This window comes from Bacillus sp. ISL-7, assembly GCF_018613065.1.
Window position 1 is genome coordinate 17,220 of record NZ_JAGGQW010000003.1, and the last position, 14,625, is coordinate 31,844.

Annotated in this window: 9 protein-coding genes; 7 read left to right on the plus strand and 2 right to left on the minus strand. The window is 40.3% G+C overall.

All coding sequences use genetic code 11. The features are described 5' to 3' along the window. Window position 1: 1 nt before the first annotated feature. The 3 genes from galT to J7E66_RS01240 all read left to right on the plus strand — a co-directional run bounded on the left by galT (window position 2) and on the right by J7E66_RS01240 (window position 3,631). Window positions 2–1,486 (plus strand): UDP-glucose--hexose-1-phosphate uridylyltransferase, encoded by a 1,485-nt coding sequence (gene galT, locus J7E66_RS01230; RefSeq protein ID WP_214997689.1) that lies wholly within the window; start codon window positions 2–4, stop codon window positions 1,484–1,486. Between the two features lie 93 nt (window positions 1,487–1,579). Continuing rightward, a complete protein-coding gene (locus J7E66_RS01235) occupies window positions 1,580–2,638 on the plus strand; it encodes an aldose epimerase family protein (RefSeq protein WP_214997646.1) in 1,059 nt (352 codons plus the stop codon). Between the two features lie 3 nt (window positions 2,639–2,641). Beyond that, window positions 2,642–3,631, plus strand: coding sequence for a LacI family DNA-binding transcriptional regulator (locus tag J7E66_RS01240; protein ID WP_214997647.1), 990 nt, complete (start codon window positions 2,642–2,644; stop codon window positions 3,629–3,631). Between the two features lie 88 nt (window positions 3,632–3,719). Here the strand turns inward: J7E66_RS01240 and J7E66_RS01245 are convergent, their stop codons facing one another. Together J7E66_RS01245 and J7E66_RS01250 are read right to left on the minus strand one after the other, a co-directional pair. Continuing rightward, window positions 3,720–5,033, minus strand: a complete 1,314-nt coding sequence (locus tag J7E66_RS01245; RefSeq protein ID WP_214997648.1) for a prolyl oligopeptidase family serine peptidase — start codon at window positions 5,031–5,033, stop codon at window positions 3,720–3,722. Between the two features lie 44 nt (window positions 5,034–5,077). Then, complete coding sequence (locus tag J7E66_RS01250) at window positions 5,078–7,432, minus strand: glycoside hydrolase family 3 C-terminal domain-containing protein (RefSeq protein ID WP_214997649.1); 2,355 nt, start codon at window positions 7,430–7,432, stop codon at window positions 5,078–5,080. Window positions 7,433–7,844: 412 nt separating this feature from the next. On the opposite strand from J7E66_RS01250, the gene J7E66_RS01255 reads away from it, so the two are divergent. The 4 genes from J7E66_RS01255 to J7E66_RS01270 all read left to right on the plus strand — a co-directional run bounded on the left by J7E66_RS01255 (window position 7,845) and on the right by J7E66_RS01270 (window position 14,475). Further along, window positions 7,845–10,241, plus strand: coding sequence for a beta-glucosidase (locus tag J7E66_RS01255; protein WP_251032688.1), 2,397 nt, complete (start codon window positions 7,845–7,847; stop codon window positions 10,239–10,241). A 193-nt stretch (window positions 10,242–10,434) separates the two neighbouring features. Next, window positions 10,435–11,433 carry a sugar-binding protein gene (locus J7E66_RS01260; RefSeq protein WP_214997650.1) on the plus strand — a complete coding sequence of 333 codons (999 nt, stop codon included), beginning with the start codon at window positions 10,435–10,437 and terminating at the stop codon, window positions 11,431–11,433. Then, entirely contained in the window at window positions 11,430–12,914 is a 1,485-nt protein-coding gene (locus J7E66_RS01265) for a sensor histidine kinase (protein WP_308162440.1), read from the plus strand. Before J7E66_RS01260 ends, J7E66_RS01265 begins: the two co-directional genes overlap by 4 nt. Further along, window positions 12,889–14,475 (plus strand): response regulator, encoded by a 1,587-nt coding sequence (locus J7E66_RS01270; protein ID WP_214997651.1) that lies wholly within the window; start codon window positions 12,889–12,891, stop codon window positions 14,473–14,475. The genes J7E66_RS01265 and J7E66_RS01270 overlap by 26 nt, the downstream gene beginning before the upstream one ends. Window positions 14,476–14,625: the final 150 nt, after the last annotated feature.

Genomic DNA, 14,625 nt, shown 5'->3' on the forward strand with positions numbered 1-14,625 from the left:
GATGATTTATCAACTAATACAACAATTAATCAATCAAGCAATAACCACTCAATTAATTGAGCGGGAAGATGAAATCTATGCGCGCAATCAGATATTGTCACTCCTCCATCTAACGGAGTTTAAGGAAGTGGACGCAGCAGGGGAAAGTAACTTTGATATCCCTGATTTACTCGATTTAATTGTAGATTATGCCTGCAATCAAGGGATTATTGAAGAATTATTTGATGAAAAAGAGATTTTTTCAAGTAAAATTATGAACTGTTTCATCGCCCGGCCATCAGCGGTTAATCAGCTTTTTTATGGAAAATATAAACAGGATCCAAAAGCAGCAACACAGTATTTTTATGAGTTAAGTAAAAATAGCAACTATATTCAAATGAAGCGAATTCGAAATAACATTGAATATAAGACCGCTACAGAATATGGTGAACTTGATATTACCATTAATTTATCCAAACCCGAAAAGGATCCTAAAAGTATTGAACTCGAACGGTCGATGAAGCAAATGGACTATCCGAAATGCTTGCTTTGTGTGGAAAATGAGGGATATGCGGGAAGAATCGGGCACCCTGCCCGCTCCAATCACCGCATGATTCGTGTAAATCTATTAGAAAACACATGGTACTTGCAGTATTCACCATATGTCTATTACAACGAGCATTGTATCGTGTTAGCAGAAAAACATACCGATATGGTTATTAGTCCAACGACATTCTTACGGCTGTTAAGCTTTGTTGAGCAATTTCCACATTATTTTGTCGGCTCTAATGCGGACCTGCCGATTGTAGGGGGCTCGATTTTATCCCATGATCATTATCAAGGCGGGAATTATCAATTTGCGATGGCGAAGGCAGGGGATGACTGGGCATTTAAAATGGCTGGATATCCGGATGTAGAGTGCGCGGTTGTTAAATGGCCTATGTCCGTTATTCGCCTGCGTTCCGATCAAATTAGTACGCTCGTTGAAGCCGGATCACATATTTTAGACAAATGGAAAAAGTACAGTGATGAAGGTTTAGGAATTGAGGCGAGGACTGGCGAAACCCTGCACAATACAATTACACCCATTGCACGTAAAAATGGGGATGTATTTGAACTGGATTTGGTTCTGCGTAACAACCGGACGAGTGATGAGCATCCGCTTGGCATTTTCCATCCTCACGCCGATGTACATCATATTAAGAAGGAAAATATTGGCCTAATTGAAGTGATGGGGCTGGCGGTTTTACCAGCACGGTTAAAGGATGAACTAGGAGAAGTGGAACATTATATCCTAGGTCAATCATCGACAGTAGCAGACTATCATTTAGACTGGGCGGAAGCGTTAAAAGCACGCTATCAAGCTATTGCTAATGAAGCGAATGTGGATGGTCTGGTAAGAGAAGAAGTAGGAAAGAAGTTTTTAAGGTGCTTGGAAGATGCAGGAGTGTTTAAGCGAAATGAAGTGGGTGCAGCTGGGTTCCAGCGGTTTATCAGTACGTTATAAAAAACATAATCGGCCCAGAACTTTGTTGATAGCTCTAGTTTTTAAAAAGAAATGAATTAGAATACCTTCTGAAAAATATGGAGTGATAACGCGATGAAAATATTAGATAGAATATTTGGCAGTTACGAGGGTGAGTCCGTTACTGAGTATACCTTAGTCAATGATTACGGCATGATGGTCTCTTGCCTTAATTATGGTTGTGTGATTACTAAAATCATCGTCCCTGACCGTCATGGAAACTTTGAAAATGTAGTGCTTGGATTTGAAAACTTCGAAGATTACACAGAATGGTCCCCGTATTTTGGCGCAGTTGTGGGACGAGTAGCCGGAAGAATTAATGGTGCCAGCTTTGAGTTGGACGGAAAAGAATACCATCTTGCAGACAATGATTATCCCAATCATATACACGGGGGCAAGAAGGGCTTTAACTCTGTGATTTGGAAAACCGAAATAATAGAGGATGAAAATGCAGTCGGTTTGAAGTTTTTTTATCATAGTCCAGACGGTGACGAAGGCTATCCTGGTAATCTAGACACCACTGTTACCTATATTCTAAACAATAAAAATGAACTCGATATTACTTTTGAAGGGAAAACGGATCAAAAAACAGTTGTCAACTTAACGAATCACTCGTATTTTAACTTGAGTGGAAATGTAAAAAGAGACTGTTCTGAACATATTATCCAATTAGAAAGTGATCAGTTTTTAGAACTGGGCGAAGGTTTTATCCCTACTGGTAAAATGATTGATACGAAAAATACCCCATTTGATTTTAAGCATGGCAGAAGGTTACGCTCTGGGATGGTTTCGTCTCATCCACAAAATGTGCTTGTTGGTAGTGGGTACGACCACCCACTTGTTTTTACCAAAAAGGGTGAAAATACTATCATGCTTAGTGATGAGGAAAGCGGCCGTTCGCTGCTTGTTTCGACCGACCAGCCATGCGTCGTCCTTTATACAGGGAATCAATTAGAAGGACCTTATTCCATAGCAGGTGTCAGGTCAAGAAACTATTTGGGTGTCTGTCTGGAAACGCAAGGATTTCCAGATGCTATCCATCATCCGGAGTTCCCCTCTGTCATTTTAAACCCGGAGGAAGTATACTATTCCAAAACAGTGTATCGTTTTTTTGCTAATACATTAGGAGATTGATTAATGGCTACCATCAAAGATATTGCACAAATGGCAGGGGTATCGATCGCCACAGTATCCCGTGTTTTGAATTATGATACGACACTTTCTGTCAGCGATGAAACCAAAAAAAGAATTTTCGAAGTGGCAGAGGAATTATCGTATAAAAAGAAACCAGCCCGCAAGCAGGGGGCGGGGAAAATTGCTCTCCTGCAATGGTATACCGAAAAAGAAGAACTGGAAGATTTGTATTACATGTCGATCCGGCTTGGGGTTGAAAACCAATGCCGACAGCAAGGGATTCAAGTGGCCAAATATTTTCAAGACAACTATGAGGATTTGAAGGAAGACGATATTCAAGGGCTGATTGCGATTGGGAAATTTAGCAAGAAGCAAGTGAATGAGCTGCTTAAGATAACCAAAAATATTGTCTTTGTGGACACCTCACCAGACGAAGATCGGTTTGATTCGATCGTCATTGACTTTGAAAGGGCAACAATAAAGGTACTTGATCATTTTATGAAGAAGGGTCATGAGAAAATCGGCTATATCGGCGGAAGAGAAGTGTTTAAAGATAAAACTTCCATCATAGAAGACCCAAGGGAATCGGCGTTCAAGCGCTATTTAACAGGTAAAGGGATGCCCTATGAAGCTTTTATGTATGTAGGAACCTTCTCAGCCGATGAAGGTCATGTCATGATGAAAAAGGCGATTGATGAACATGGGGACAACCTGCCAACCGCCTTTTTTGCAGGTAATGATTCGATTGCAGTTGGGGCATTGAGGGCTTTACTGGAGGCAGGAATTTCTGTTCCAGAACGGGTTAACATCATCGGTGTGAATGACATCAGTATCTCTAAATATGTCTATCCAGCGTTAAGCACGGTTAAGGTGTATACCGAAATCATGGGAGAAACCGCCGTTGACACCCTTTTGGAGAGAATCGCAGGCAGAAAAACAGCCAAAAAAATATTCATTGCAACCGAACTAATCATTCGTAACAGCAGCTTTTAACCTAAGAAAAAATTAAAACATGCCGATTTGTCCACCTGAGGTGGACAAATCGGCATGTTGTCTTTTTGTGGTGCCTGACACCATTTATTTATTTATTTAACGACTGAGCAGCCATCCATTCCATAAGGGTAGTTGTTTTGCCATTAATAGATGCTGCAGGTTCATTGTTGTATACATAAATCCATGACCAGTGTCCAGCGTATTGATATGGTGTACCATCTGCATTGTTATATAAGCCTGAAGTATCATGTACGTCATCAAATAACGATAATTGTACATTCTTTGCTCCAGCTTGGATTAATCGGTCATAGGTTGGTACTGTGTTGATTGCAGGAGGCAATGTCGTATCATTTTTAGCTGCAACAAACCAGATTGGCGTTTCTTTAATTTTTTGGATGTCAGCATCGGTTATCAATGTATCATTTAACCCTTCACATACCGGATAAGCGGCTGCAAAGTATCCTGGATAATCACGAACCATTAGCATTGTCATATATCCACCATTTGAAGCTCCGCCAATGTAGATTCTATTTGGATCAATATCAGGATTTTTTGAAACATAATCTTTAATTAGTGCCATAAGAGCTTCTTCATAGATAGAAGTTCCATCTGCTCCACCCGTTATAGAACCATGCATCCATCTAGTAGGTGCCTGAGGTGCTAAAACATAAGCTCCACCATAGTAAGATTGAATTATATCAGTAGAAAGACTTACAGCTTTATTTGCAGAAAGTGGAATGGTTGCATCTGTTCCCCCTTCACCGCCGCCGTGGAGCCAGATAATTAGTGGATTCTTTCCTTTGTCTTTTGCTGGTGCATAATCTGCGTAAGTTAATGTAGTATTATCAAACATTGCTTTCCCGGTAGTGAAGTCATCGACAAGTTCTCTTTTTTCCCCTGCAAATGTGTCAACCACTAACCCTGAGATGGTTCCAGCGCTAGTCACAATGTCTTTTTGTTGAGTGATCGTATATTTGCTATCAATCCAATCATTAAATCGGGTTCCAGCAAAATCATAGTTGAGCGGGGAACCTAAAGATTCAGTTGGTCCAATCTTCATTTCTAATACCACGTATTTTCCTGTTGCAACTGCAGGGTTTCCGTCTTTATCCGAAACAAATGCTTTTGTAACGGTGCGGTCACCTTCTTCCAGAAATGGTGTCTTTAACCTGCTGTCACTTCTAACAACATGAACATTGAACGTATCTGTTGTTACGGAGTCTTTTGGAATCGGTCTGCCTGCATCGACGATTACTTTTGTAATGGCCGCTCCCCAATCTTCAATCTCTGTAACCGTACGGTAAGAGGTTTGCTGCGTCTTAACTTCCTTAGCAAGTGCCCCTAAGCTGAAAGGAAAGGCCATCATAATGGCTATCAGTAAGAACATAAATCTTTTTATCATTTATTTTGCCTCCTCATTTTTTCCTTTTAAGTCTATCTATCTTTCTATTGATTGTACTTTGATAGCCTATCTAATTGAACTTCAGGACCATTGTTATTAACCGTTTCAACAACTAGGTCTTTATCTACTTTAAAGGTTAAGGTGCCTCTGAAATCCTTTGAAGACGAACCTACATGGAATTGATAGGAACCCTTTTCTAAAATCCATGAAGAAGTATCTTCATCAAAGGAAGCAATATCTTTTGGACTTATAAAGAAATTAACTGTTTCTTTTTGCTCCGGCTTTAGCTCTCTCGTTTTTGTAAAGGCCTTAAGTTCGATGGATGGTTTTTCTAGTTTCCCATCTGGTGCACTTACATATAGTTGTGGTGCCTCTTTTCCAGCCAATGCCCCGGAGTTTGTCACTTTAAACGAGACTTTGATTTTATTAGATAAGTTGTCTTTATTTAATTTAAAATCGCTATAATCAAAAGCTGTATAGGATAGTCCATAACCAAACTCATAGGCGGTTTGTACATTAAATGTCGAGTAGTAACGGTAGCCGACATAAATATCTTCACTATATTTGACTAGATTTGGATTGCCATCAGAGCTTGGGAAGTTCGCATAACTTGGCGCATCCTCTAAATGAACTGGGAAGGTTGCCGGAAGTTTACCAGAAGGATTCGCTTTGCCAGAAAGAACATCTGTAAGGGCATTACCTGCTTCCATTCCTGGCTGCCAAGATAATAAAATGGAATCGGCATAGTCCTTCCAGTCTGTCGTGTTAAAAGGAGCGCCAACATTTAAGACCACGACAACCTTTTTATTAACCGCGTGATATGCATTAGAAACCTTTTTTATTAGTTCTAACTCTTTTGTAGTTGGTTCAAAGGTACTCGAATTTCCATCCGCACCCTCCCCGGATCCTCGTGCAATTACTACCACGCCGATATCGGAATTGTTTGCCATATATTCCGCATCTTCGATCGTCAGATTTTCATTGATTTCTGTCCCGCTTGCGTTCGTATAAACAGGAGTATAGCCTCCATTTTTCAGTCCTTCAGGAAGCTGGACAGTATGTGTTGGAGTTACATAGGCACTTCCTGTTCCCATTAAGAACATTTTCGTAGCAGCATTATCCGTCGTACACGCAGAAGCAGGGGTACCAAATCCACAGCTTGGCATGGTATACGAGTTGCCGACTAAACCGACCTTCTTGACCTTATCTGTAAACGGAAGCACTTTATTTTTATTTTTTAATAAAACCATTCCTTCCGGTGCAGCTTCTCTTGAAAGTTTTGCATTAGCAGCTGTAAGGTCAGCACTTACACTTTGTTTCGTATCATCAACGCTACTTAATTTTTTGAATGTAGGTGACTTAACCACTAAATTAAGAATATTCTCGATGGCCGTATCAAGTTTCTCCTCTGGAAGTGAACCGTCTAAGATGGCCGCTTTAACTGCTGCCTTACCAACCGCATTTAAACTTGGCATGGACAAGTCATTTCCGCCGTTCAACATCGCTACTCCATTTTGTTTAGATCCGCCCCAGTCTGTCATAACCATTCCGTTAAAGCCCCAGTCACTTCTTAGTACATCATTTAACAGCCATGAATTATGAGCAGAAAATGGACCATTTATCGAGTTATAGGAACTCATTACGGTCCAAGGATTTGCTTCTTTAACCACCCGCTCGAATCCGGCTAAATAAATTTCTCTTAAGGCACGTTCAGAAATGATTTCGTTTACTGACTGTCTGTTTGTTTCCTGATTATTTGCTGCATAGTGCTTCATACTTACACCAACACCCTGGTCTTGCACGCCTTTAGTAAACTCAGCTGCCATTTCACCGCTTAAGTATGGATCTTCCGAATAATATTCGAAGTTTCTTCCACCTCTTGGATCTCTGTGAATATTCAATGCGGGTCCTAATATAACATCTACGCCATAATCAAGGGTTTCTTTTCCCATCGCACTAGAAACCTGGTACATTAAATCCTTATTAAAACTAGCAGATAATGCCGAGGGAATTGGGAAACCAGTTGTCGACTTATTTGCTGTTGATCCAAACCTGAGCCCGGCTGGACCATCGGCAAAAGTAAGCTTTGGAATACCAAGCCGTGGAATTGGAAACGTTCCTCCAGCGGCCCCTGTTACTGCCGCACCAGCTCCTCCGATCAAATCCACCTTTTCGTCCAGCGTCATCGCCCGAATAACTGCTGGAATGGAAGCTTGGTCCACTAACATCGGTATTTGCTCCTGGGCAGCACCAGTTTGTACACTACTATTTTCTGTGGCAACAGCAGCCGCATTAACTTGCGTTTGTGGCTGTTCCGCTGCTAGTACTCCTGAATTACCAGAAGACAATAGCATTAGACTAAACATGGATGAACTTAGTACTTTGTAATAACCTTTCATACCTAACAACCCCTTCATTTAAATGAAAACCCTTACAATCAAGAAGTTAACATGTAAAGTGTAATTCGATAAGTTACAAGAGGTAGCATTAAATTGTGTTTTACTAGATTAATTTGTTGTAGACTGAAAATTCAATGAATTATTAAATAATCAAGAGGAATTATACATATTTCCTAGACATTATTCGACAATACTTAAGAGAAAGAGTTATAAAACTGTAAAGGAAGCCTGTTTAAACTCTTTCTATCGATTCTTAATCTCTTTCAACTAAAACAAAATAGTGAAGACTTTCGCAATATAATCCAGAAGATTATTAATAGTCTGAAACTTTACTTAAGTTAAACTAACTATGAAAGCGTTTTAATTTACAAGTGTAAAAAGTTCAGACTAATTTGATGGGGGAATTAGAATTATGTTAAAAAGACTAAAGAAGAAGAAAAAATCCAAATTACTAGCCATTACTCTTACATCTTCATTACTTCTCTCAGGACTCACTTTTGACATTGCATCCGCTCAGAGTCAAGATCCATCAACCGTACAACAAAAACAAACTTCTACTGTACAGACAACAGCACCTTACTTAACAGACGCAGCATCTATTAACACTGTTATTCAAGCGATGACCTTAGAGGAAAAAGCTAAATTTGTTGTCGGGGTAGGAATGCCTGGATTTGGGGGAATGCCTCCATTTGAAGTAACCGGAGCAGTAGGAGGCACCTACGGAATTCCTCGGTTAGGGATCCCTGAACTGCGTTTTGCTGACGGTCCGGCAGGACTACGGATTCGTCCAACAAGGCCAGGACAAACTCAAACTTATTATGCAACCGCTTTCCCGATTGCATCGGCGCTGGCCTCCACTTGGGATCCTGCAACTGCAGAAGCAGTAGGTAAAGCTCAGGGAAATGAAGTGAAAGAATATGGTGTCGACCTTTTATTAGCACCGGCACTGAATATCCACCGTAATCCATTAAATGGACGAAACTTCGAATACTATTCAGAGGATCCTTTAATTTCAGGGAAAATAGCTGCGGCGATGGTGAATGGAATACAATCGAACGGTGTTGGCGCAACAATCAAGCACTTTGTTGCTAATAACCAGGAAACAAACCGGAATAGCATTGATACCGTCGTTTCTGAACGAGCATTAAGGGAAATTTATCTAAAAGGCTTTGAAATTGCTGTTAAGGAATCCCATCCATGGTCCGTTATGAGTTCCTATAACAAACTTAATGGAACATACACTTCCCAAAATGCTGACTTGTTAACAACTGTTTTGCGTAAGGACTGGGGCTACACAGGGTTTGTCATGACAGACTGGTTTGGCGGAGATAATCCGGTAGAACAAATGAAGGCTGGCAATGACATGATTATGCCGGGTGCATCGTACCAATCCGATATAATTAAAGCAGCTGTTGAAGGTGGAAATTTGGACGAAAAAGTGCTTGACCGCAATATTAAGAACATTCTCCAGATCGTCATCCAAACACCTGAGTTTAAAAAGTACCAAAACTCCGACAAGCCTGATTTAGCTGCTCATGCACAAACAGCTCGAAAAGCAGCTGCGGAAGGAATGGTTCTTTTAAAGAACGACAATATGCCGCTGCCAATCAGCAAAGATCAAAAGGTCACGTTATTTGGCAATACACAAATCGAGACGGTTAAAGGTGGAACAGGAAGCGGTGATGTTAATGCAGCTTACACCACCTCGATTGCAGAAGGCTTAAAGAGTGCTGGATACGAATTAAATCAAACCGAATTCCAGGAATATAAGACATATATTGATACACTGCGCTCGCAGGAACAATATAAAATTAAACCAAGTCCATGGGGTGAGGATTTTGGCAAGTCAATCCCTGCCATTCCTGAAAAGCCTCTAGCAGATAATGAAATTGCCGCAGCTTCGAAAGAATCGGATATCGGCGTCATTGTTATTGGCCGTAATTCAGGAGAAGGTGCGGACCGTCAAGTGGTAAAAGGGGATTACCTATTAAGTGATGCAGAACAAGACATGATTTCGAAAGTATCAGCAGAATACCACAAGCAGGGTAAAAAAGTAGCCGTTATTTTGAATATTGGCGGACCTATCGATGTAGCAAGCTGGCGGGATAAGGTTGACTCTATCCTATTAGCATGGCAGCCAGGCCAGGAGGCAGGTTATGCTGTAGCGGATGTTATTTCCGGTAAAGTCAATCCGTCCGGAAAACTGCCAACTACCTTCCCTGTAAAATACAGCGATGTTGCATCGGCAGATAGCTTCCCTGGAACACCTGCTGAGAACCCAACACAGGTGATCTATAACGAAGACATTTATGTCGGCTACCGCTACAATACCACGTTCAATGTGAAGCCTGCTTATGAATTTGGTTATGGATTGTCCTATACAAGCTTCAACTTTAGCCATGTAGATATCAATGAAGGAAAGAAATTTAAGGACAAGCTTAAGGTTTCTGCTATGGTCGAAAATAGGGGCAAGCTTTCTGGGAGAGAAGTCGTCCAAGTTTATGTTTCCGCCCCAGATGGAAAGCTTGAGAAACCTGCAGTTGAACTAAAGGCCTTTGGTAAAACAAAAGACCTTAAGCCGCATCAACGTGAGCTGCTTCAATTCGATCTAAATGCCAAAGACCTTGCCTCCTTCGATGAAGAGAAAAATGCATGGATTCTTGAAAAAGGCACATATACAGTAAAAGTGGGGGCATCCTCAGAAGACATTAAAGGAACAGCAACGTTTACGGTAGACCACGATATGGTTGTTGAAAAGGTTAACGAGGCATTGGCACCTAAAGTTGATTTTGAACCGCTTACCAAATAAATCCTAAAAAGGACATTGGTGAACAGCCCTCATTGAAATTGAATGAAGGCTGTTTTTTTATTGGTAAATGTGGTTTAAAAATGAGATTCAATTTGAAATGGTAATCAAAACATTTTCATATTTTGGGAGATTGTCGATTATTGCTATGTTCCGTATAATAGGCTTAACTATGCTTTGGGATTGGGGATGTTATATGAGCAAGTTATCCATCGTTGCCTATACAGTTGGAAGTTTGTTTTTTCTTGTCAGTTGCTCACTTTCAATCTTTTACGGATATAAGATCGTTACCCACCACTTACCTAAGGAGGAAAGTGCAGTAAAAAAGTATAGCTACCATCTTATTCTTGTTCCTGAAGAGTTAGATAATGAATATTGGAAGCTTGTTGAAAAAGGGGCAAAGAAGGCAGCAGAAAAATATAGTGTTCAGCTGGAATATGCTGGGCCGAAGCAGGCAAATATTGATGATCATGTAAAAACAATTGAAATGTCAGCTGCTTCAAAAGTTGATGGGATCATTACACAGGGATTGAGTGACGAACAATTTACTCCGCTTATTAATCGGGTCGTAGCGAAGGGAATCCCTGTTATCACGGTCGATACGGACACCTCGAACAGTAAAAGGCTGGCCTATATTGGAACGGATAATTATTATTCCGGCTTTTTAGCAGGGAAAGCTTTGATAGCGGATACAAAGGGTAATGCCAATGTAGCGATTATTACGGGGAGCTTTTATGCGAATCATATGCAGCAGCGAGTTAAGGGATTTCAGGATGCTGTAAAAGCAGAAAAAGGAATCCATATCATTGCTGTGGAAGAGTCAGAGATTAGCAGAGTAAAAGCAGCGGAAAAGGCCAACCAAATTTTGCAGGATCACCCTGAGGTCAACGCGTTCTTTGGGACAAGTGCCTTGGATGGCATCGAAATTGCCCAAGTGGTCGAAAAATATAAAAAACAGAATCAAATTTATATTATTGGCTTTGATACACTACCGGAAACGCTTAAGTTGATAAGAAAGGGAACCATTAAGGCAACCGTTGTCCAGGAACCATTTCAAATGGGTTATGGGGCAGTAAAAATGATGATTGATCTAATTGAGGGGAAAAAGGTTTCGCCTATTGTCCATACGGATACTCGAATTTTGAGAATAAGCGATTTATCCGTGAATAATGGCAGAATGGGGGAGCATGAATGATGTTATTTCGGATTAGATCAAAATTGCTGCTTTATTTCATTGTCCTTGTAGTTTTGTTAACTTCGGTCGGGTTCTTTTTTTATAACAGCAGTGAAAAGCTGGTGACGGAATATGATGACAGCTTTGAACGATTTCTTTTGCTGAATGATATTTCGCAAAGATCCAATTTACTTACGGAAAAGCTTCATGGGTATATTTTAGATAAGGATGAATCCTACCTAAAAGACTATCGAAAAGAAAAGCTAAAGCTTATTAAGGACCAAAAGAGGCTTTATAAAGTAATCAATACGAATGAGATTACGCTTACAAATTATAAAAATATGATTGATAGTTTTTTGGATGAAGGGGATGCCACTGTTGGTGCATTTAAGCAGGACGAGATTAATCAATATTCGGGTCATTTTAATGAAGTATTGAAGATAAACTCATTTCTTCAAGAAAGCACTCTTGCACTATTAAACAATAAACTGACGGACTATCAAAAATTTTATGATCAAATGGAGCAGCAAAACCATTATTATAAGCTCATGTCGATTTCCCTTTTTGCAGCAGCTTTTGTTCTAAGCACTTTGTTAGCATTATGGATTTCCGGCGGGATTACGAAGCCAATTAGATTGTTATCACATGCAGCTAAGGAGATTTCAATTGGAAACTTAGCAGGTGAGGATATAAAAATTACGACAAAGGACGAGCTTAAGCCATTAACAGAAACCTTTAATCAAATGCGTACGAACCTTAGACAGCTCGTAACGGAAATCAAACAACAAGGGGAGTTGGATAAGTTATTAAAAGAATTGGAGTTAAAGAGTCTCCAAAATCAAATCAATCCTCATTTCCTATTCAATACTTTGAATACGGTTTCAAAAATGGCCTATTTGGAAGAAGCGGAGCAGACTACAAGATTAATAGAAGCTGTTGCTGCCATACTCAGGTATAACTTGAGTGATTTCGACAAAGCCTCAACGCTAAGAGAAGAAGTGAGAATTGTTCAAGAGTATTTTTATATTCAACAAACACGTTTTGGGGAACGGATTCAATTTGTGACCGACATCGAGGATGATTGTTTAGATATTGAAATCCCTAGTTTAATCTTACAGCCATTAATTGAGAACGCATTCATGCATGGGGTTGAATCCTACGAAGAAAATGGGATCATCCGTCTTCATGTATACAGGCATATTCATCAGATTTACGTCGAAGTCATTGATAACGGTACGGGAATGGACGATACTACCAAGAAAAGATTGCTCAAATATGTAGAGTGCATCGAACCAGAGGAAAGATACGAAGCTGAAAAATCAAAAGGTCAATCAACGGGTATTGGTGTGAAAAATGTGATCAGAAGGCTGCAGCTCTTTTATCAGAGAAATGACATTGTTGAAATTGAATCAGAAGTAGACCATGGAACCAATTTTAGACTTACGATTCCTGTTGTTGCCAAAGGGGGAAAAGGCCTTGTTGAAAATTCTTATTGTGGATGATGAAGTCCTGGAGCGGACGGCATTAACGAAGATCATTAACCGTTCATCCATGGACGTAATCGTCATTGGAGAAGCCCCCAATGGGAGAAAGGCAATTGAAATGGCCATGGAACATCGGCCTGATATCATTTTTATGGATATTAAAATGCCGGGAATAGATGGCGTTCAAGCCGTCAAAGCGATAAAAAAAATCGACCCTGGCATTCGGTTTATTATGGTTTCCGCCTTTAATACGTTCGAATATGCAAAGGAAGTAATGCAGCAGGGGGTTAAGGAATACATCTTAAAACCCAGCAGAAAACAAGATATTCTTGCGGCATTAGACCGCGTTTCTAGTGACATCCTGGAGGAGAGTAAACAACGGGAAGAGCAGCAAAATTTGCGGGAAAACCTGGACCGTGCCGTATCGATCGCCCAAAAAGAATGGGTATCAACTGTATTGGTGAATCAAGTTCAGGATATCACCTTTGATGAATGGGGCCAGCTGCTTGGGGTTGAGATTACTTCGGGGTATATCATGCTTTTCTCACTAAGGCCACGGGGCATGACGGAACTTGCAGCAGTTGAAAAACAGAACTGGTATTTGTGGCTTAAGGATACCCTTAATTCTATCGTGCTGAAACAGGAAATGATGGTTGGCCCGTTAACTGACGCACAGGTACCTGTTTTATTCCTCTGTAAAAAAACGACGGAAAAGGTTCAATTTAAAACTTATGCGCAGGCGGTCATCGATGGTCTGAACAGTCTTTTTGAAAAGAAATACTTGGATGCGGAACTAAGGATTGGGGTCGGTCTTCCCTACAACCATGCACATGAACTAAATAAATCCTATCATGACGCGCTAATGGCTCTGCAGCACCTCGTAAAAACTCCCAATCGAAAATATTTATTTGCAGTTAAACAAGGGTCTACTGAGCTCCCTTCTCAATCAGGGGTGTTAGAGATTGAGAAGAAACTATTAGAAGCTGTTCGGCAGGGAGATGTCAATCAAGTCTTGGTCATTTTTGAATCGTTTGCAACGATGCTGGCAGATGATAAGAAAATAAAAGGGTCACTAGTTAAAAAGTCATTTGATGAATTGTTTATTCTCATTTCCCGAATGCTCCATGATTTAGGTATAAGCTATGAACGAACACCTGCAGTGGAAGAGTCTGAGGATATTATGGCGGTTTTTGAAAAAGGAAAGGCCCATTTATTAGCCGTCGTTCATCATGTCCAGGTGTGGCGAAACAATCACGCTAAGGGCATGCTCCATAAGGCAAAGGAATATATCGAAAACCATTATGCTGCTTCGATTACATTGGAATTAGTGGCAGAATATGTGGAGCTCAGTCCCTATTATTTTAGCAAATTATTTAAAGATCGTTTTGGGATGACCTTTATTGATTATGTGACGGAAATAAGAATCAAGCATGCCAAGGCTGAAATGGTTGACCCAGGAAAGAGCTTGAAGGAAATATGCTATTCGATTGGCTACAAGGATCCAAACTATTTTAGCCGCGTGTTTAAAAAGCATACAGGCTTATCGCCAACAGAATTTCGCAAAGTAACAGTAGGTTAATACTATTTCTCTAATGAGATCAATCCGTCGTATTGGATTGGTCTCATTTTTTTTAATAAAAAATAAAGCGTTTGCAAAAAAGTCTAGGTAATCACAAATTAATGCTAGACTTTTGACCTATTGAAGCGAATCCCCCCATGCTAACATAAG